18 protein-coding genes and 1 riboswitch are annotated in these 18,719 nt (G+C 59.5%); of the genes, 3 read left to right on the forward strand and 15 right to left on the reverse strand.

Annotation, left to right across the window (positions count from 1 at the left end):
- Positions 1-3 precede the first annotated feature (3 nt).
- Genes ACR0AJ_RS05605 through ACR0AJ_RS05625 form a run of 5 tightly spaced genes read right to left on the reverse strand, consistent with a single transcriptional unit; the run spans position 4 to position 5,534 of the window.
- Positions 4-273, reverse strand: a complete 270-nt coding sequence (locus tag ACR0AJ_RS05605) for a K+/H+ antiporter subunit F (RefSeq protein ID WP_058282485.1) — start codon at positions 271-273, stop codon at positions 4-6.
- On the reverse strand, positions 270-767 hold the full coding sequence (locus ACR0AJ_RS05610) for a Na+/H+ antiporter subunit E (protein ID WP_170349274.1): 498 nt from the start codon (positions 765-767) through the stop codon (positions 270-272). Before ACR0AJ_RS05610 ends, ACR0AJ_RS05605 begins: the two co-directional genes overlap by 4 nt.
- A complete protein-coding gene (locus tag ACR0AJ_RS05615; RefSeq protein ID WP_170549680.1) occupies positions 767-2,311 on the reverse strand; it encodes a monovalent cation/H+ antiporter subunit D in 1,545 nt (514 codons plus the stop codon). Before ACR0AJ_RS05615 ends, ACR0AJ_RS05610 begins: the two co-directional genes overlap by 1 nt.
- Positions 2,308-2,667 carry a Na+/H+ antiporter subunit C gene (locus ACR0AJ_RS05620; RefSeq protein WP_170517312.1) on the reverse strand — a complete coding sequence of 120 codons (360 nt, stop codon included), beginning with the start codon at positions 2,665-2,667 and terminating at the stop codon, positions 2,308-2,310. The genes ACR0AJ_RS05615 and ACR0AJ_RS05620 overlap by 4 nt, the downstream gene beginning before the upstream one ends.
- Positions 2,667-5,534, reverse strand: a complete 2,868-nt coding sequence (locus ACR0AJ_RS05625; protein ID WP_480740329.1) for a monovalent cation/H+ antiporter subunit A — start codon at positions 5,532-5,534, stop codon at positions 2,667-2,669. Before ACR0AJ_RS05625 ends, ACR0AJ_RS05620 begins: the two co-directional genes overlap by 1 nt.
- A gap of 212 nt (positions 5,535-5,746) precedes the next feature.
- Here ACR0AJ_RS05625 and ACR0AJ_RS05630 point away from each other — a divergent pair, with 212 nt between their 5' ends.
- Entirely contained in the window at positions 5,747-6,220 is a 474-nt protein-coding gene (locus ACR0AJ_RS05630; protein ID WP_170396413.1) for a rhodanese-like domain-containing protein, read from the forward strand.
- Positions 6,217-7,032: a CE1 family esterase gene (locus tag ACR0AJ_RS05635; RefSeq protein ID WP_480661551.1), complete on the forward strand. Its 816-nt coding sequence runs from the start codon at positions 6,217-6,219 to the stop codon at positions 7,030-7,032. The genes ACR0AJ_RS05630 and ACR0AJ_RS05635 overlap by 4 nt, the downstream gene beginning before the upstream one ends.
- Here ACR0AJ_RS05635 and mdoH read toward each other — a convergent pair whose 3' ends face one another.
- From mdoH to ACR0AJ_RS05670, 7 genes are all read right to left on the reverse strand, one after another.
- Complete coding sequence (gene mdoH, locus ACR0AJ_RS05640) at positions 7,033-8,901, reverse strand: glucans biosynthesis glucosyltransferase MdoH (protein WP_480647169.1); 1,869 nt, start codon at positions 8,899-8,901, stop codon at positions 7,033-7,035.
- Complete coding sequence (locus ACR0AJ_RS05645; protein ID WP_226688252.1) at positions 8,898-10,397, reverse strand: OpgD/OpgG family glucan biosynthesis protein; 1,500 nt, start codon at positions 10,395-10,397, stop codon at positions 8,898-8,900. Before ACR0AJ_RS05645 ends, mdoH begins: the two co-directional genes overlap by 4 nt.
- Entirely contained in the window at positions 10,394-11,611 is a 1,218-nt protein-coding gene (locus ACR0AJ_RS05650) for an OpgC family protein (protein ID WP_170376005.1), read from the reverse strand. The genes ACR0AJ_RS05645 and ACR0AJ_RS05650 overlap by 4 nt, the downstream gene beginning before the upstream one ends.
- Before the next feature lie 32 nt (positions 11,612-11,643).
- The gene (locus ACR0AJ_RS05655) at positions 11,644-13,014 is read right to left on the reverse strand and encodes a tetratricopeptide repeat protein (protein ID WP_170349265.1); all 1,371 of its coding nucleotides are present in this window, start codon (positions 13,012-13,014) and stop codon (positions 11,644-11,646) included.
- A 181-nt stretch (positions 13,015-13,195) separates the two neighbouring features.
- Entirely contained in the window at positions 13,196-14,380 is a 1,185-nt protein-coding gene (locus tag ACR0AJ_RS05660; RefSeq protein ID WP_170349264.1) for a CaiB/BaiF CoA transferase family protein, read from the reverse strand.
- Positions 14,367-15,986 (reverse strand): thiamine pyrophosphate-binding protein, encoded by a 1,620-nt coding sequence (locus tag ACR0AJ_RS05665; RefSeq protein WP_170359226.1) that lies wholly within the window; start codon positions 15,984-15,986, stop codon positions 14,367-14,369. The genes ACR0AJ_RS05660 and ACR0AJ_RS05665 overlap by 14 nt, the downstream gene beginning before the upstream one ends.
- A 79-nt stretch (positions 15,987-16,065) precedes the next feature.
- Positions 16,066-16,524 carry a DUF302 domain-containing protein gene (locus ACR0AJ_RS05670; RefSeq protein WP_170349262.1) on the reverse strand — a complete coding sequence of 153 codons (459 nt, stop codon included), beginning with the start codon at positions 16,522-16,524 and terminating at the stop codon, positions 16,066-16,068.
- Between the two features lie 141 nt (positions 16,525-16,665).
- Here ACR0AJ_RS05670 and ACR0AJ_RS05675 point away from each other — a divergent pair, with 141 nt between their 5' ends.
- Positions 16,666-17,010, forward strand: coding sequence for a DUF1636 family protein (locus tag ACR0AJ_RS05675; RefSeq protein WP_170349261.1), 345 nt, complete (start codon positions 16,666-16,668; stop codon positions 17,008-17,010).
- Here ACR0AJ_RS05675 and ACR0AJ_RS05680 read toward each other — a convergent pair.
- The 3 genes from ACR0AJ_RS05680 to ACR0AJ_RS05690 all read right to left on the reverse strand — a co-directional run bounded on the left by ACR0AJ_RS05680 (position 17,007) and on the right by ACR0AJ_RS05690 (position 18,441).
- The gene (locus ACR0AJ_RS05680) at positions 17,007-17,501 is read right to left on the reverse strand and encodes a hypothetical protein (protein ID WP_170349260.1); all 495 of its coding nucleotides are present in this window, start codon (positions 17,499-17,501) and stop codon (positions 17,007-17,009) included. The two genes, ACR0AJ_RS05675 and ACR0AJ_RS05680, sit on opposite strands and share 4 nt — an antisense overlap.
- A 66-nt stretch (positions 17,502-17,567) precedes the next feature.
- Positions 17,568-18,266: a CbtA family protein gene (locus ACR0AJ_RS05685; protein WP_170349259.1), complete on the reverse strand. Its 699-nt coding sequence runs from the start codon at positions 18,264-18,266 to the stop codon at positions 17,568-17,570.
- Positions 18,267-18,270: 4 nt separating this feature from the next.
- Positions 18,271-18,441 carry a CbtB domain-containing protein gene (locus tag ACR0AJ_RS05690; RefSeq protein WP_170349258.1) on the reverse strand — a complete coding sequence of 57 codons (171 nt, stop codon included), beginning with the start codon at positions 18,439-18,441 and terminating at the stop codon, positions 18,271-18,273.
- A 36-nt stretch (positions 18,442-18,477) separates the two neighbouring features.
- Positions 18,478-18,684: riboswitch (cobalamin riboswitch) on the reverse strand.
- Between the last annotated feature and the right edge of the window lie 35 nt (positions 18,685-18,719).

Consider the following 18,719-nt stretch of genomic DNA (forward strand, 5'->3'; position numbering starts at 1 on the left):
CCCTCACTCGATGATATTGCCGCGCAGCATAAAGCGCGCATAGGCTACGGTTGAGACAAAACCCAGCATGGCGATGATCATGGCGGCCTCGAAAAAGATCTCGGTCCCCAGAGCCAGCCCGTAAAGAATCATTAGCGCAATTGTGTTAATGACCATCGTGTCCAGCGCCAGAACACGTGTGCCCACACCCTCGGCCGAGATGATACGATACAGGCACAGCATGATGGCCGCCCCGAAACAGGCGAAGGCAAACCAGATCGCAATCTCGATCATTCGAAAATCTCCTTCAGACGGCGCTCATAGCGCTGTTTGATCTGGTCGCGCACCTCATCCACGTTGGGCGCATCCAGGCAGTGAACCAGCAGGTTGTGGCCTTGTGCCGACAGATCGCAACTGACTGTTCCTGGGGTCATGGTGATGGTTCCGGCCAATACAGTGATCGCTTCGGGGGTGCGCAGTTCAAGTGGGATACAGACCCAGTTGGGCTGTCGGTCGGCATCGCGTTTGAACAGGATGATACGGGCCACGGTGATATTGGCCATCACGATATCCCACAGCACCACCAGCATATACTCGATGATCATCGGCCAGTTGCGTAGTTTGGGTCTGTCGGGCCAGTAGGGCTGAGTAATGAAGGGAATGATAATCCCAAGCAGCAATCCGAACACCAGAGAGTTCAGCGAAGGCGAATTCGCCAGAAGCATCCACACCAGCGTTAGCAGGATCGTCAGATGCGGGTGGGGGAAAATTCGATGCAGAAGTCTCATTATTCCTCTCCCCCCAGAACGGCTGAGATGTAGTTTTCGGGTGTGAACAACTGTTCGGCTGTTTTGCCAGCGTAAGTCAGGGCAGGGCCCGCGAACAAGGTCAGCATCACAAGCCCCATGACCATGCCAAAAATGGCGGTGAAGGCCAGTCCGGGGTTTGGTTCGGGTGCGGGCAGGGCTGGTGCTTCCTCGTCATCTTCCACCTCGGGCGCCGGGTTGTGTTGTGCGTCATGGCTTTTCCAGAAGATCAGCGTGCCTGCGCGCGCCAACCCGACGATCGTGACGAACGACCCGATCAGGATCACGGCCCAGATTGCGTTTGCATCCGGTGCGTCGCGCGCCGTATCCAGCACTAGGAGCTTGCCGATGAAACCCGACAGTGGGGGCATTCCCGCCATCGCGATTGCCCCAACAAAGAACAGGGCCGAGACCAGCCCGCTTTGCGCCATCGGGGCCGTTGGCGCGATGGCCCCGCCCCGGCGTTCCATCACTAGGTCAGCCACCAAGAACATGAGCGCCGTGGCAAGGGTCGAATGAAAGATGTAGTACAGCGCGGCAGTTGTGGCCGTTTCGGTAAACAGTGAAATTGCGATCAACAATGTGCCCATTGATGCGATGGCACAAAAGGCCGTCATCCGTGCGATGTGCTGCGAGCCCAGAATACCAATGGCACCCACGGCCAGCGTCAGAAGCGCGGCAGGTTGCAGCCAGTCGCCCAGCAATCCTTGCGTTACAGCCACATCGGGCCCAAAGACCAGCGTATCGACGCGCAGGATTGAATAGGCACCCACCTTGGTCATGATCGCAAACAGTGCGGCGACGGGCAAAGGTGCATTGGCGTAACTGGCAGGCAACCAGAAATGCAGTGGCAAGACGGCCGCCTTGATACAAAAGACCAACAGCAACAAAACCGCTCCAACCCGCAATAGGGCGGTATCCTCGGGCGGAATTTCGGCGACTCGAACAGCCAGATCGGCCATGTTAAGCGTTCCGGTCACGGCATAAAGCGTGCCGAGCGCAAACAGGAACAAGGTCGAGCCCAACAGGTTATAGGCCACATATTGCACCCCGGCCTTCAGCCGGACCGACCCGCCCCCATGCGTCATCAAGCCGTAGGAAGCGATCAGCAACACCTCGAAGAAAACGAACAGGTTGAAGGCATCGCCCGTCAGGAAGGCACCACAGACGCCCATGAGCTGAAAGTGGAACAGCGCGTGAAAGTGTTTGCCCCTGTCGTCCCACCCGGACGCAATAGCGTATAGCACAATGGGCAAGGCGAGCAGGGCGGTCAGCAAGACCATCATCGCAGACAGGCGGTCTAGCACCAGCACGATGCCGAAGGGCGCAGGCCAATCGCCCAGCTCATAGACCAGAATATCGCCACCTGCGGCCTGCGCGGTGATGGTCAGGGCAATCCCTAGCAACGCCACTACACCGGCGACCGAGAAGATGCGCTGCAGGTCCAGGTGATATCGCAGGACCATGATGATGAACGGGGCCAGGATCGCGGGCAGGACGATCGGCGCTACGATCCAGTGGTTCATGCGTCTTCTCCCGCGCCGTCGACGCTGTCTTGTGCGGTCATGTCGATATGGTCATCTTTCGACGACAAGTAAGCAGAAAGCGCGATCATAACGATCACCGCAGTCATCCCGAAAGAAATCACGATGGCCGTCAGCACCAGCGCTTGTGGCAACGGGTCGGTATAAGGAACCTCTTCGTATTTGTTCAGAACCGCAGGCGCATTCAGCGCCAGACGCCCGGTGGCGAACAGGAACACGTTCACCGCGTAGGTGATCAGCGACAGCCCCAGAATGACAGGGAATGTGCGGCGGCGCAGGATCAGGAAAATCCCGGCGGCGGTCATGATGCCTACGGCTGAGGCTACGAGCGCTTCCATCAGGCCTGCTCCTTCTTATCTTCGTCTTTCGAGTCGTCCCGTAGCGGGTTGATATCCATCGGGAACTCTTGCGCCATGCCCGGCTGCCACGCGAACCGCGACAGGCTGTCCAGCGCCAGCATCACCGCACCCAGCACGGCCAGAAACACGCCGGTGTCAAACAGGATGGCGGTGGCCCATTCGAACTCTTCCAGGGGTGGCCAATGGAGATAGCCGAAGTCACTGGTCAGGAACGGGCGTTCGTTGAACCATGCTCCAATCCCGGTGGCGGCAGCGATCAGAACACCCCAGCCGATGGTGCCGTGATAGTAGAACCGTTGCCGTTCGATGGCCCATGTGTAGCCACTCGCCATGTATTGCATCAGGAAGGCAATCGCGACGATCAGACCGGCGATGAACCCGCCCCCCGGCTGGTTGTGACCGCGGAAAAAGATGTAGGCACCAACCATCAGGGCAATTGGCATCATCACGCGGGTGGCCACAACCATCATCAGCGGATGTGAATCCCCCGATTGCGGCCAGTGCGGCTTACGATTCAACAGATAGCTGCGGACATTGGTGCCCAGAACGGCCTCGGTCAGGGCAAAGATGATCAGGGCGGCGATGCCAAGAACGATGATCTCGCCAAAGGTATCAAAGCCCCGGAAGTCCACCAGGATCACGTTGACCACATTGGTGCCGCCGCCACCTTTGTAGGAATTGGCCAGGTGGAACTCGGAAATCGTCGGAAATGCGAAGTCCCGCAGCATCAGCGCATAGATCAGCCCGCCCGCGCCAAGGCCAGCCACCACTGAGATCGCCGCGTCCCGCCAACGCCGCGCTGCGCTACTGTCCCACGGGGTATCCGTGGGCAGGAAATTTAGCGACAGCAGCAACAGGATCATCGTCACCACCTCGACCGATATCTGTGTCAACGCCAGATCCGGGGCCGAGAGGTAGTTGAACGCCATCGAGACGATCAGACCGACGACGCCGATCAGCACCAGCGAGAGCAGGCGGTTGCGGTGGAACCACATGATCGCCAGTGTTGCACCCACCAGACAAATCCAGCCGATGAATGGGATGATCTGGATAGGCAGAGGATCGCGTGTTTCGGGTCCGATCGTACCGGTTGTATAGGCGTAGTAGCCAAGCCCGACGGTGAACGCGACAAGGATGATGGCATAGCGGCTAATCACTCCGTTATGCAGCGTGTCGGTGATCCAGCGGCTGAGCGTGGTAAACGCGCCGATGACAGCCTCGAAGATGACCTTCGCTTCGGGGCGGGGCAGGGCGTTCCACAGCTGTTCGCCACGACGGTGTAGCGCCAGCAGGAACAGACCGCCTAATGTGGCTACGGCCGACATGTAAAGCGCGGGCGTAAAGCCATGCCAGAGCTTCAGTGAGTAGTAGGGCAGCTTCTCTCCACCGATTACGGCGCTGGATACAACCGCGACCAGAGGCCCAACGAGCGCGGCCGAATACAGCCCGATCAGCACAACCAGCACCACCAGGAAGGCTGGAGCCAGCCACATACCGACAGGCGGATCATGCGGGTGGTGCGGATAATCGTTGCGCTGCGGGCCAAGGAAGACATGCCCGACAAAGCGGAAGGAATAGGCAGCCGAGAACAGTGCCGCCAGCAACGCCAGACCCGGTACCAGATAGTGCGAGTGCAGCCAGGTGGTGTGGACTGTCTCCTCAAGCATCATTTCTTTGGACAGGAAGCCATTCAGCGGAGGCAGACCGGCCATGGACAGTGCGGCAATCGTTCCGATGGTAAATGTGATCGGCATCAACTGACGCAACCCGCCCAGACGTTTGATGTCTCGGGTTCCGGTTTCGTGGTCCACGATCCCGGCGGTCATGAACAGAGCACATTTGAAGGTGGCGTGATTGATAATGTGGAATATCGCCGCCACAGCTGCAATCTTGGTGCCAAAGCCCAGCAGCATCGTCACCAAACCCAGATGCGACACGGTCGAAAACGCCAGCAGTGCCTTAAGATCGTCTTTGAACAAGGCAATACAGGCCCCGATCAGCATGGTCACCAGACCTGTGGTTGCCACGATGTAGAACCACGCATCCGTCCCCGCCAGAACCGGCCACATCCGGGCCATCAGGAACAGTCCGGCCTTCACCATCGTGGCCGAGTGCAGATAGGCCGAAACCGGGGTCGGTGCGGCCATCGCATGCGGCAGCCAGAAATGGAACGGAAACTGCGCTGACTTGGTAAAACAGCCCAGCAGGATCAGGACCAGCGCGGGCATGTAATACGGTGAGGCTTGGATCAGCTCTTTGTTCTGTAGGATGACGCTTAGGTCATATGAGCCCACGATATTGCCCAGAATCAGCATCCCCGCGATCATCGCCAACCCGCCACCGCCGGTTACGGCCAGCGCCATGCGCGCGCCCTGTCGGCCCTCGGGCAGGTGTTTCCAATAGCCGATCAGAAGGAATGAACTTAGTGATGTAAGTTCCCAGAAAATAAGTAAAAGAAGGATGTTGTCTGACAGAACGATCCCGACCATCGCGCCCTGAAACAGCAGCAGATAGGTATAGAACTGCCCCATCGGATCTTCGCGTGACAGGTAAAACCGCGCATACAGGATGATCAGCAATCCGATCCCCAGGATCAGCAGGGCAAACAGAAACCCAAGACCGTCCAGCATGAAATTCGCGTTCAGTCCCAGTGCCGGTATCCAATCGAACCGCGCCGTAACGACATCTCCGCGCATGACCGACGGGATGTGAATCAACAGCCCCATAAGCGCCAGAAAGGTGGTCAGCCCGGCGGCTGATGCTGCTGCGTTTCGTCCTGCCCGGATCAGAAGGGCTGGGAAAACAGCTCCGAGGAAGGGAAGGGCCGCGATGAGGAATAGGGACAAGTGCGATACTCCGATCTGGGCGGTCAAATGTAGTACTGGTTTTTAAGGATAATTTTCTAACTGTCCAGCTATTGCAAGTTTTACCCGCAGTCCTAGCGCCATCGATTGGGGTGCGAAACAATGACGCGATCTTGATCTGCCGGTTGAAATTCAACGCGGATTCGAAATTCGGGCTGTGATAAGCACATCCCATCGGATCAGGAGGGAGCTGCGTGGCAGACAAAGCAAACCGAACACGCCGATGGGTTCTGTTGGGCGGTGGTGCCGCCATTGTTGCTGGCTTTGCTGTTCGGGAATATCGCTTGATCCCGCAAGATTATGCGGGTGACAGGCTGAGTGTTCAGGACGCGCATCAGCAAGCGGTGTCTGGGGATGTGTTGTTGGTCGACATTCGCACGCCGCGGGAATGGCAGACCACGGGCGTTGGCCAGGGGGCGCATCCGTTGGATATGCGCCGCGATGATTTCGAACAGGCGCTGGCACAGCTGACCGGCGGTGATCGGAACGCGCCTGTTGCATTGATTTGCGCGCGTGGGGTCAGGTCGGCTCGGCTGAGCAACAGATTGACCGAGGCAGGGTTCACAAACATCATTGACGTACCAGAGGGTATGCTGGGGTCCGCCGCAGGGCCGGGATGGGTACGGGCCGGTTTGCCGGTTGAACACAATACAGGAGAGACAGGATGATCCGGGCATTCACCTTGGCAGCGGGTTTGATATTCGCCGGGCAGGCGGGGTTGGCGGCCTGTGCCGATCAGGAAAGCGTGTGTGAGACGGCCTCGGGTGGGTACCACATCGAATTGCCCGAGGCGGATAACCCACCGTTGGTTGTCTTTCTGCATGGCTATGGGGGTTCGGCAACCGGTACTTTGAAAAACCGCAGCATGGTCGAGCCTTTGCTGGCGCGCGGTTATGCAGTCATGGCCCCCGAAGGGTCAGAACGAAATGGCCGCCAAAGCTGGAACTTCTTTCCCGGTTGGGAAGGGCGGGACGAAACCGCCTTTCTGACCGAAGCGGTACAGGATGCCTCGGACCGTTTCGATGTGGATGCGGATCGCGTGGTTCTGGGCGGTTTCTCGGCCGGGGCGTTCATGGTGTATTACCTGGCCTGCGCGGCACCCGATACGTTTTCGGCCTATGTACCGGTATCTGGCGGTTTCTGGCGACCGCATCCCGAAAGCTGCGAAGGCCCGGTACGGATGTTCCACACCCACGGCTGGACCGACAATGTGGTGCCGTTAGAAGGACGCATTCTGGGCGGTGGCCGGTTCCATCAAGGCGATATCTTTGCCGGGCTGGAAATCTGGCGGGTTGCCAATGAATGCGTCGATACCAAGCCCAGCGGTTTTTCAACCACCGGTCAGTTCATGCGACGCAGATGGAGCGGGTGTGCCGAAGGCGGCATGCTGGAATTCGCGCTGTTTCCCGGTGGCCACTCAGTGCCCAAGGGTTGGGCGGACATGATGGTGGACTGGTACGAAGGCCTGCCGGGCGGCTAATCACTCGGCAGGGGTCATGACCGTCTTACCCTCGATCAGGCGCTTCAGTTCGTTCCGATGACGCCGGGCGGATCGCGTGATGGCGGGTTCGTGAAAATCCTCTTTCATCCCGACCATGCGCCGCGCGGTACCAGCCGACACACCGCTGAGTGCGGACAGGGGGATCGCCAGCGCAAGGCTGACGGCAATCGGGGCTAGCCAGATCGACACCAGACCGGACAGGATACCCACACTCAATGCGATGCCGCTAATGGTTTCCAGCATGTGGCACAGGACCAGCGTTTGCAGGCTATAGCTGCCACCATCCCGCGCCTGCGGGGACCAACCTTTTTGCAGACCAAGCGCCGTGCGGAATACTGCGATCATCTGTTGCACCATCAGGATCGGAGCGTAAAGGATCGACAGGATGACCTCGGCCAGAAACGACGTCAGGAATTTGGAACCGCCGCCGAAATCCGCATAGCGCACTCCGCTGAGGGGCAGCGCCAGAACGCCCAGCACCTTGGGGGCCAGCAACATCGCATACATCACCAGAATGATCAGCACATGGCGGGTTTCCGACATCTCGGGCCATTGCGGGAACAGCGGGTTGTCGGGGCTGAAATAATGCAGGACCGAGGCATCCTCGCCCTGACCGATCAGCGCCCACATCACCAGCAAGGCGAACCACAGCGGCGACATTAGATAGCCCACCGCCCCGTGGAACATGTGGAACCGCGACACTGCCCGGAACCCGGCAGACCCCAGCAGCTTCAGGTGCTGCAGGTTGCCCTGGCACCAGCGACGGTCGCGTAGCGCATGGTCGATCAGTGTGGGCGGTGTTTCCTCGTACGAGCCGCGGATGCGCGGCAGGAACCGCACGCCCCAACCGGCGCGACGCATCAGACCGGCCTCGACGAAATCGTGGCTCATGATCAGTTTTTCCTGACCATTCAGGCTGAGCAGTTTCGGTAGACCAGCGCAATTGGCGAAGGCCTTGGTGCGGATAATCGCGTTGTGACCCCAATAGTTGCCCTCTTGTCCACACCAGCGCGCCAGACCTTCGGCGAATGCAATGCCATACACGCCGTTGGCAAACTGCTGCATCCGGGCAAAGACCGATTGCGCGCCGATCAGTTGCGGATAACTTTGGATCAGGCCCGCGCCAAAATCGCGCGCCAGTGAATCCGTCAGGCGCAGGATGGCACGGCCCGTCATCAGACTGTCGGCATCCAGCACCAACATCGCATCCCAATCCGCGCCCCAACGGCTGACCCAGTCGGCGATGTTACCGACCTTGCGGTCCGTGTTTTCTTCGCGGCGGCGGTAATACAGTTCCAGACCCGGGGCCAGCGTCGTTCGCAGCGCCTCGATACTGGCCTGTTCCTGTGCTGCGATCTCGGGGTCGCGGGTGTCTGACAGGATGAACATGGCATAGTAGTGTTGACCACCACGAGCGCGCAAATCCTCGAGCATCGTGCGGGCATTGCCCAGCACGTTCCAAGGCACCTCGTTATAAACCGGCATCAACAGCGCCACGCGCAAGGGCTGTGGACGGCCCTCGCGTTTGGGCTGTTCCTGCCGCGACAGGGAAACCATACCTAGCAGCACAGTGCAGACGGTGAAGGAAATCCAGAAGAAGTTGAACGAGATCAGCGACAGCAGGATGGCTTCGATCAGGTTGATCCCTTCGGCCCCAAACCAGTCGCTCATTACCCACAGCAGGCCTAAAGTCGCGGCCATCGCAGGCGAAAACGCCAAGGCGCGCCAAAACCCGACCGAGGGGCGCTGACCCTCGGGCACTTGCGCGTCACGGAAGCCCGCGCTGAAATCTTGCGCGGGCATGGCCAGCGGTGCCTCGGGCGGCATGATATGCAAATCTTCGGTCATACGGTCCAACGGTAGAGCCAGACCTCAGAGGCAGGCTGTTTGTCTTTCAGCAACTGCGCGCGCAGTTCCACGTGGTTCCTGTCACCCGGCTGGAAGGAAAAGGCCAGTCGCAGCCCGCCGGTATCGGGGTTGCTTTGCAGCACGCCCTCGGACGTTTCGGCGTGGGGTGAGTTGACGAAGATCGTCATCGCCTCGGGGTCTTCGAACAGCTCAGAGGGTTCAAAGTCGATGACGGCTAGGCGCCCTTCGCCAAAGGTGTTTTCACCCATGGCGGTGTTGATCACGCGCGGCATCGGCGTACGCTGCGGCTCGTCCCCCCAGATCAGACGGTAGGACAGGTCGACCTGGCTGCCCGCTGCGTATGGCTCCATCGGACGCCAATAGGCGACGATGTTGTCATAGATCTCCTGATCTGCCGGAATCTCAACCAGCGTTACAGTACCTTTGCCCCAGTCGCCCTTCGGTTCGACCCAAAGGCCGGGGCGTTTGTGGTAATTCGCCTCAAGATCCGCGTAGTCCGAGAACTCGCGTTTCCGCTGCATCAGGCCGAACCCGCGCGGGTTCATGTCAACGAAGGACGAAATCTGCAGACGCGTCGGGTTTGCCAACGGTCGCCACAAAACTTCTCCGGCACCGTTGCGGATCAGCAGACCGTCGCTGTCGTGGACGGCGGGGCGGAAATCGTCGAACCGGCTGTGATTGGTCTGGTCGAACAAGAACATCGAAGTGCCCGGCGCGATTCCGACATGTGTTAGCTCTTCGCGCGGGAACAGGGTGGCCTCGATATCCATGACGCAGTCTGCGCCTGCGGTGACGTTGAACCGATAGGCACCTGTCACGCTGGGGCTGTCCATCAGCGCGTGAACCACCATGTCACGCTGGCCAGGTTTTGGGCGCTCCAGCCAGAAGCGGATGAATTCGGGGAATTCCTCACCATCCGGATCGCCGGTTTTCAGTGCCAGACCACGGGCGGAGAGGCCGTAAACCTCGTGCAGGCCGATGGCGCGGAAATAGCTGGCACCCTGCCAGACGCAGAACTCGTCGGTTTTGCCGGGGCGATGCATCTCGGTGCGTAGGCGCAAACCGGAAAAGCCCAGCGTGTCGTCGATCGGAAGTTCAGGCACATCCTCGGATTTGTCGAACATGCTCAGATCAAACGCGACCGGCGTTGCGAAACCATCCTCGACCGTCGACACCTTGACGGTGCGCGGGAAGTATAAGCCGGGTGTGAAGAAATCGACGTTAAAGGGCGTCTCGGTTTCAAACCATAGCGCCCGGTCCAGGCGGAACCGGATCGAGCGGTATTGCTGATAGGTCAGGTCCTGCCATTCCTGGGGCACCATTTCGCGTTCCGCATAGGGGCGGCTGGCAAGATCCCGGGCCATCGCGATGACGTCATTGCGGTCAAAGGGGGTTTCCCCGCCGGTGGCAAATGTGGCAGGCGCAAAGGCAAGCGCCGAAGTCGAGGCCAGAAATGCACGACGTGTAAAATTCATTTCTTTGACTTCCAAGGTTGTGATTTGAACCAAGCGGCCATGTATGCCACCCCGATGATCATCGCAAAGCCAATCATGTTAGCGATGAACACACTGGCAACATCCCGCCCACTCAGGTCCAGTCCGACGCCGATAAGCCGTGCTGCTGCCATGGAAAAAACGAATACTGCCAGCGATTGCTGCCCGACTTTGGTGATCACGGTCAGCAGGAATTGCCAAATTTTGGCCGCCGCGCCGTGACCGGTGGCGATCAGGCGATGGCCGTGTTCTCCCGCAACGACCCAGCCCAGATAAGCCAGCGACAGGAAGTGCAGATACCGGAACAGGCCAAAATCGGTCTTGTCGCGGAACTCTTTAGTAACGGGCCAAACTTTTCGGATTTCGTCGGCCAGATCGGGGGCTGCTGCGTTGATCCAGGTGAACACTTTCCATGAGCCAAACGGCATCGAGAAGATCAGGAACAGCGCCGCTGCCCAGATCAGCGTTTTCGAGACCGGGGGGGCGGGAATCCAGCCGCGCATGAATGCAAAGCCGGTGAAGAACAGCAATTGCCAACCGAAGGGGTTGAAGAACCACTGTCGATCCGACCACGGCTCGGCCGGCAAGTCCAGAACGTCGGTCTGCGCCACGAGCCACAGCGTGACTGAGGCCAAGGCAACCGCCCAGAACCCAATCCGCGACAGGCCCATGACCAGCGGCATCATCGCCAGAACCACCAGATACATCGGCAGGATATCGAAGTAATTTGGCACGTAGGTCAGGGTGAACAGCCCGACAATCTGCGGCGCAGGATCGTTAAAGAAATGCTGCAGATTCAGCGAAGAGATATAGTTTTTCTCGAACAATCCACTTTCATTCAGCGCAGCCATGGACATGGCGACAAAGAAGAAGAGTGCGATATGTGCCCAGTAGACCTGCCAGATGCGGAACGCCACGCGGGCGGTACCCAACCACCAGCCCTTGCGCAGAAAGGCCCCGCCGAAGGCGATGGCTGAAGCCATGCCGGAACAGAACACGAAGATCTCGGTCGCATCGGAAAAGCCGAACCGCGCGGGGATCCATTTGGCCCAGGGGTCATTGGGGATATGTGCGATCAGGATGATGAACATCGCGATGCCGCGGTAAAAATCCAGGCGCGGATCACGCACACGGGCAGGGGCGGCCGCCGAGGCGGCCACAGGCGCAAAATCAGAAGCGGGCGATGCAGTCGCCATACGTGTTCTGTCCTTCTTGGTCTTTGTTTTTGTTATTCAGCCGGGACGCTTTGTGCGTCTCCGTTGTCGCGGGCCGCGTCGATCAATGCGCGGCGCGCAAGTGCGTAATTGTCCTCGCCTCCGGCCCGTTTGGCGCGGCGATCGTCCAAGATGCGCTCGACAGCATCCAGACGGCCCGCGCGCAGGCCCGAATCAATGGTGATGCGCTCGAATACATCACGTTGGGCGTGGCTGCCACCTACCAGTTGCATGCCATTGCGCGCGCTCGACAAAAAGTCGAATGCGGCGGCGTACTGCCCCTCACCAAAAGCCTCAAGCCCTTTGGAGGCTGCAATACCCGGGTCGGACATGCGGACCGGAGTATCGCCTTGATTGCGTTGCGCGTCTTTCTGGATGCGCTGCAACATTTTGCTGGTCGCTTCGTTGCGGTTATCACCAGTCAAAGCCAGCAGATAGTGAAGGTCGGCGAAGACCACGCAGCCATCCTCGGTCCGGGCCGCGCTGAGATCGGCCAGCTCTTCCCAGCGATTGCCTACGTCGACGCCTTCCAGCTCTAGGCGCGACAGCAGTGAGGTCGCGTTCGAGATATCGCGGTAATCGTCCGTTTTGTCCTGGCGAACGTGGGTATCGTACAGCTCCATCACCTGGTCGACCTGACCCAGGTCCAGATGCATCAGTGCCTTGTGCCACCAGACGTGATAGCGGAAGTTGTTGCAATGGGTCCAAGCGTCCTCGCGTCCGGCCAACCAGTCCAGACCCAATTGCGCATTGCCCTGCATCTCGTGCACGTGGGCCACCGCATGCAGACCCCAGGCATCATCCGAAACCATCCAAAGGGCTTGGCGTCCGGCAATCTCGGCCTTTTGGTATTCGCCCGTTTCCTCCAACGCGAAAGCGTGACAGCCCAGAAGATAGCCACGTCCTGGGTGATCCGGTTCATAAGCGGCCAAGACCCGCTCGATTGACCGGCGCATACCGGTCGGGTCACCTAGAACGAACCGGGTTGCGTGGCTGAGTTTCATCGCCAGAGTATCCTGCGGATGGGAGCGCAGAATCTGCTCAAATTTTTGAATCGCCTGCGAGGGCAGATCTTCCAGATACAGGCCAAGCGCCTCGACATACATGCGCTCACGTTCAGAGATCGGTTGCCGTTCCATCGCGGCTTTGGCCTCTGACAGGGCCTCGACCGCGACCGCCGTCATCTCACGCCGGCCCAGCAGAACCATGAACAGCCCCTTGATGGCGTGACCCAGGGCAAAGTCGGGCTCAAGCTCCAGCACCTTGCCCAGATGTTGCGGAGTAATGGCCGCATGCGCCATGAACCCAAGCAGAACACCGTTCCACGCCTCGACGCTTGCCGAATGGCTGAGGGTGTTCATCTGTCCGAAAACATCCTGTTTCATGCGATTGGTCCGATCCAATTTTAGTTTTCTACACTATTCGATGTAGCAGAGACTCTGACGGCGTCGTATCAGTATCGCCTCTGCTCTCGAATTGGTGAAAAGCCGTGTGTGTAAAACGTGAAAAAAACCGCCGATTCAACGGCATGTTTCAGCAACATGCCGCCGAAACGGACACAGTGTTTCAATCTTCGAATGGATTTTTGGCGTTCAAAACGGCCTGAGTGTCCGCCCCGAATTCGGGCGGGGCAGCGCGATAGGTGACCGGAGTGCGTGACAATTTCAGCGGATTCCCGATCAGCTGCACCGGCCCTGGTGCTGCCTGCATGGCGATCTGCATTTGTCGAGCCGCGACCTGATCCGAGGCAAAAACCTGATCCAAAGTCCGCACCGGGCCGACGGGTACTTTGCGGTCTTCCAGCTCGGCGATGACGGTGGCAGTGTCATGGGCTTGAACCGCCGGGCGCAGAACTGCGTTCAAAGCGTCGCGATTTTCCAGGCGCGCCGGGTTGGTGGCAAAGCGCGGATCATCGGCCAGCTCGGGCCGCCCGATAAAGTCGCAGAAACGGCGGAACTGTCCGTCATTGCCCACGGCCAGAATCACATGGCCATCCGAAGTTTCGTAAACGTCATAAGGCACAATGTTGGGATGCCCGTTGCCCCGCCGTTGCGGAACATTGCCCGAGGTCAGGTAATTGACGCCCTCGTTGATCAACCAGGCAACTTGTGAGTCGACCAATGCCAGGTCGATCTGCTGGCCTTCGCCGGTTTGATCCCGGTGGTGCAGAGCGGCTAGAATGCCAACGCAGGCATACATTCCGCACATCACATCAGCGATGCCAACACCCACCTTCATCGGTGCGCCTTCGGGGTCGCCGGTCAGCGACATGATCCCGCCATAACCTTGCGCCATCAGGTCATAGCCGGGCTTGGACGCATTCGGCCCGGTCTGGCCATAGCCCGAGATCGAGCAATAGACGAGGCTCGGGAACTCCGGCGATAGCGTGGCGTAATCCAGCCCGTATTTCGCCAGCCCGCCGGGTTTGAAATTCTCGATCAGGATATCGGCATGCGATGCCAGCCGTTTGATTTCAGCCTGGCCTTCGGGCGTAGTGATGTCGATGGCGACGGATTTCTTGTTGCGGTTGGCCGACATGAAATACGCACTCAAGTCCGAGCGGTTGCCCTGAGCGTCTTCAACGTAAGGAGGGCCCCATTGCCGGGTATCATCGCCGCCACTGGCCGGGTTTTCGATCTTGATTACGTTGGCGCCCAAATCGCCCAGCAGCTGCGTACAGGTTGGCCCAGCCAGAATGCGGCTGAGATCCAGCACCTTGACGCCTTTCAGCGGTCCCTCAGATCCGGCCATCATATCCTCCACGCTCGATTTCTGCAGCGATGACGGTAAAGCGGTCGGCTTTGACCGCCTGCTCCAGCGCCGACCGCAGTTCTGCGCGGTTGCGGACGGTATGTCCATAGCCACCAAAGGCTTGCCCCATGGCGGCAAAGTCGTGGCGGTCGAAATCCACGCCCATATTGCCCATCTGACGCTGGCGCTGTTTCAACTCGATCAGCGCAAGACTGGCGTCGACAAAGACCAGAAAAATCGGATTGCAGCCCATCTCGGCTGCGGTCGACAGCTCTCCGGCAACCATCAGAAAACCAGCATCGCCCGAGAAACTGATGACCGGGCGGTCAGGCTCTGCCAGTTTCAGACCAATGGCCATCGGTACGGCGCAGCCCATGGTACACAGGGCCGAGGATTGGATCAGCCCGCGTTCTTCGTGGCACTCCCACATCTGGCTCAGCAGGATGCGATGCGCGCCGCTGTCAGCGGTGGCCAGCGTATCAGCGGGCAGGGCGGCGCGGGATTCGGCGATCACGGCCGCCGGGCCCCAGTCATCATCCGCGGGGAAGGCCTGCGCCAGTGCGGCTTTAACCTGCGCGGGTTCACCACCCGGCCACGTCGCGCGGGCGGGGTTCCCCTTGGCGATGGCTTCTAGCGTGGCGCCCGTGTGGGCGACCAGATTCAACCCGGCTTGATGCATGTAATGATCGTTGACGACGGCCGAGATATCGATGACGCGCTTTTCCTCGGGGTCCCAGATCTCGCGCCAGCCAGGGCGCATTTCGATCGGGTCATACCCCAGACACAACACCAGATCGGATTGTTTGACCAACGGCACCAGATGCTTGTCGGCCAAGGGCGACAAACCTGCGCCGCCCAGGCACAATGGATGATCCTCGGGCACGACGCCCTTAGCTTTGTAGGTGGTCACGAAGGGGATGTTGAAATGTTCCAGAAACGCCTGCACCACATTGCGCGAGTCGTCATAAAGCACGTCCAGACCCACGATCGCGATGGGGCGTTCGGCCTCGGTCACCCAGCGGCGGGCTTTCTCAACACAGTTCCCTTCGGGCGCGACCGCAGCGGGTTTGACCAGACGGCGGCGTTTGCTCCCGGATACGCGCGTGTCCGCGACCGAGATCGGCACGTCGATATGAACCGGACCGGGGCGGGGCTGTGTGGCCAGCGAAACCGCTCTGTCAGCAACCACGTCTGCGCCCTGGGCCGTCAGCGTGAACGTGCCCTTGGTGATCGAGCGGTAAACCTGCGCGTGATCCATCACCTGATGAGTATAGGTCAGTGCCTCATCCGCATCGACACAGCCGGTCAGAACGATCATCGGCACCCGGTCTTGCAGCGCGTTGGCAACAACGTTGATCCCATTCATCGCGCCGGGGCCCAGAGTGGCCACCAGAATGGCAGGTGCGCCATCACGGTGGTGGACAGCCTCTGCCATGAAGCCGGCGGCGTTTTCGTGTTTGGTCAGGTGAAAGGTGATCCCAACCTGTTCCAGAGCATCCACCAGCGTCAGAACCTCTCCGCCTGGCATGCCAAAAGCGTGGCGGCATCCGGCCTCGTATAGTCTTTGGGCCAAAAGGTCAGCCGCGCGGGGGGAGAGGTCCTGCATTCGTTATGCTCCGAAGTTTTCGTTGCTCAGCAGATTGCGGAGGACGTAGCCAGACGCAAGCAGGTTCACGTCAGTGTGACTATTTGGCTGCGGATTCCGCCACTGACTGAAACTTTGTGTCAAGTTCTTGGGCAATATCGCGCAAAGGCTCTCCGCCCTCGTACACATAGGGGGCAAAGACAAAGCTGGGCGTTTTGTAGGACAGGGTGGCGGTGCCGTCGTCGTTTTCGGTCACGTAAAAACGAATCGGCGCTTCGATCATTGCACTGACAGAGGTTTCCAGAACGCGCACGGCATAGTCGTTGTTGAAGGCACCGATCACCAGATTGCCGGGTATAGTGATGCCACGGGCCGCAGCCGCCTTGGTCGGACCAGCCTGCGTGACCACGATCAACCCGTTTTCCTTCACCGCAGCCTTCGTATCCGCGACCAGTTCTTCATAGCTTTTGACGGTTGGATACACTGCCCAACCCGACAATGGTTCCTCGGCCCGGACAGGCAGGGCGAGAAGACAGAGCAAACCCAAAAGCGTGCGCATGACGGTGCCTCGTTCAATGTGACTGTCTGAGTGATGCCAGAAATCCGAGTTCCGCGCACGCACATTTCCGTGCGTATTCAGGATTGCGCCGACGTCTAGAAAGCCGCAGAAACATGCAAACCATCAAACACGAGGCCACACGTGGACCCGATACGCCTATTGATTTGCAGCAGTTGTGCGGGAACGCGTGACCGAGTGGCCGAGAGGCAGGCCGTGGATGACGCGCTGGTGCGTGCAGGGCTGAATGGCCGGGTCGTCATCTCGGATCACGCCTGTTTCAGTGGCTGCGCTGAGCCGACCGCATTGGCATTGCAGGCCGCAGGACGGGCGTCTTACGTGTTTTCGGGGGTCGATATCGTTACCGATGCCGAAGACATCGTCGCGACCTGCAAAGCCTATTTGGACAGTCCCGCAGGTTGGATCGAAGACGCCCGACCCTGCGGGCGACTTCGGATGTGTTTGCGCGCGCGGATACCGGCGCTTTAATCGACCTGAACGGTCACGGCAGCGCTGACCGGTACGTTGTCGACCGTCAGTGCGCTGTGGCTGTTTGCGTTCAGCGAAACCGAAACCTCGACCTCTCCCTTCGGAAGGTCGGGGATGTGTATCCAGTTGCCGTAGAGCCGGGCCAGTTTCTCGCCATTGATGTAAACATGCGCGTGGCCTTCGCCGTCTACGTCGGCTGTTGACGCGTTTTCTGGGGCAAACCGGAAATTCTGCGGCATGACGTGCAGGTTCCACCCGGCCATCGGGTCCTGGGTCAGCGCGATTGCAACGCTGGGGGCGTCCGCCCCTGCGGGCAGGTTTACCGTGGTCGAATGGTCATGGGCCATCGCTTCGGCATGCGCGCCGCCGTGATGGGACGGATCGCCATGATCGTGGCCGTCAAACGTGGCGCCATTGGCTGCCGCCAGCACAAAACCAGCACCACCACCGAACACAAGGCCGATTGCAAAAAGGGCAAGTGAGCGTGCCATTTTTCTTTCCTTTTGGGCAAAAAGAAACGCGCCGGGCAGAACCCGGCGCGTCATTACATAAGAGGATCAGGCCGCTGCTTCGACGCGTTTGCCTTCGCTTTGCCAGAAATACCCGGCAAAGGCGCCAACCAGAACCCAGGCCACCAGACCAATGCCAAAGGCGCGAGCGGCGAACAGAGCGCCGATCTCGGTCGGGACGGGGCCGGTGAACACATCCGGTTCGGGCGCACCGATCAGATGGGGTGCTAGCAACAGGGCTGCTGCGATCACATAGCTGATCAGGTTGCCGCCAAACGCAATCAACCACAGCGCAACAAGCGCAGCACCAACAGTGGCAAACCACCAGACCTGTCGGGCATAGACGTCAGCTGCCGCTACACCAGGCACCTCTGGTGCCAGGGTAAAGCCAGGCGCCAGATGAAAGGCGATGAACCCAGCCAGACCCCAAAGCACGCCGGTGCGGCCATCAATCGTGTGGCCCTGGCCTTCGGCCACGGACATCAGAGCAACCATCAGCAGCGCGTAACCGGTATAGGTCAGCATGGTGAAAATGACGCTCAGCGCGTCACGGGTCAGTTCCGAGAACATGCCCGGCAATTCGGGATGCGCCGAAACGGATTCGGCTCCGAAGTGCACCAACTCACCGGATTCGTACAGCTCTGCGTGCAACAAAACAGGTTGCACAAAGACCAACTGCAGCAAGGCGGCTATCAGCCCCGCTGCAGCACCAGCGAACAACGCGCTGGTCAGTATACGACTGAACATGGTCTTAGTGGCAGGGGAAGCCGGTCGCGTGGCGCACGTCGTGTGCTGCGTCATGCAGCGCCGCGGCCTGTACGTGACCGGTCAGGGTGATGATACCCAGACCCAGTACCACCGCGAACATGACCGGAAGGATACCAGCGCGCGAGGCGGATGCTGTTTGCGTTTGTGTTGCCATCTTTTATTCTCCTTTGCCGCCGCACCCGACGACCGGTGTTTCAATTGTCGCCTGGCAGGTCTCCTGGCTTGCGGGTCGATGCCTCTGTTCGCCTTCCCCCTGAGAACAGGAGTGGCTGGTTGAACAGGGGCTCTCCGCTTACAGTCGCGGGGGCGGCTGTGGATTTGGCTGCCATGGCAGTCGCACCACATTCCCTCTTAGCATCCGGATGTCTCCGGCAGGACCAGACGCGTTCATTTAGCCTCTATGATGCCGCTGGTGCAATCGTCATTTGCGAC

This window comes from Ruegeria sp. CJ9 (assembly GCF_056536625.1).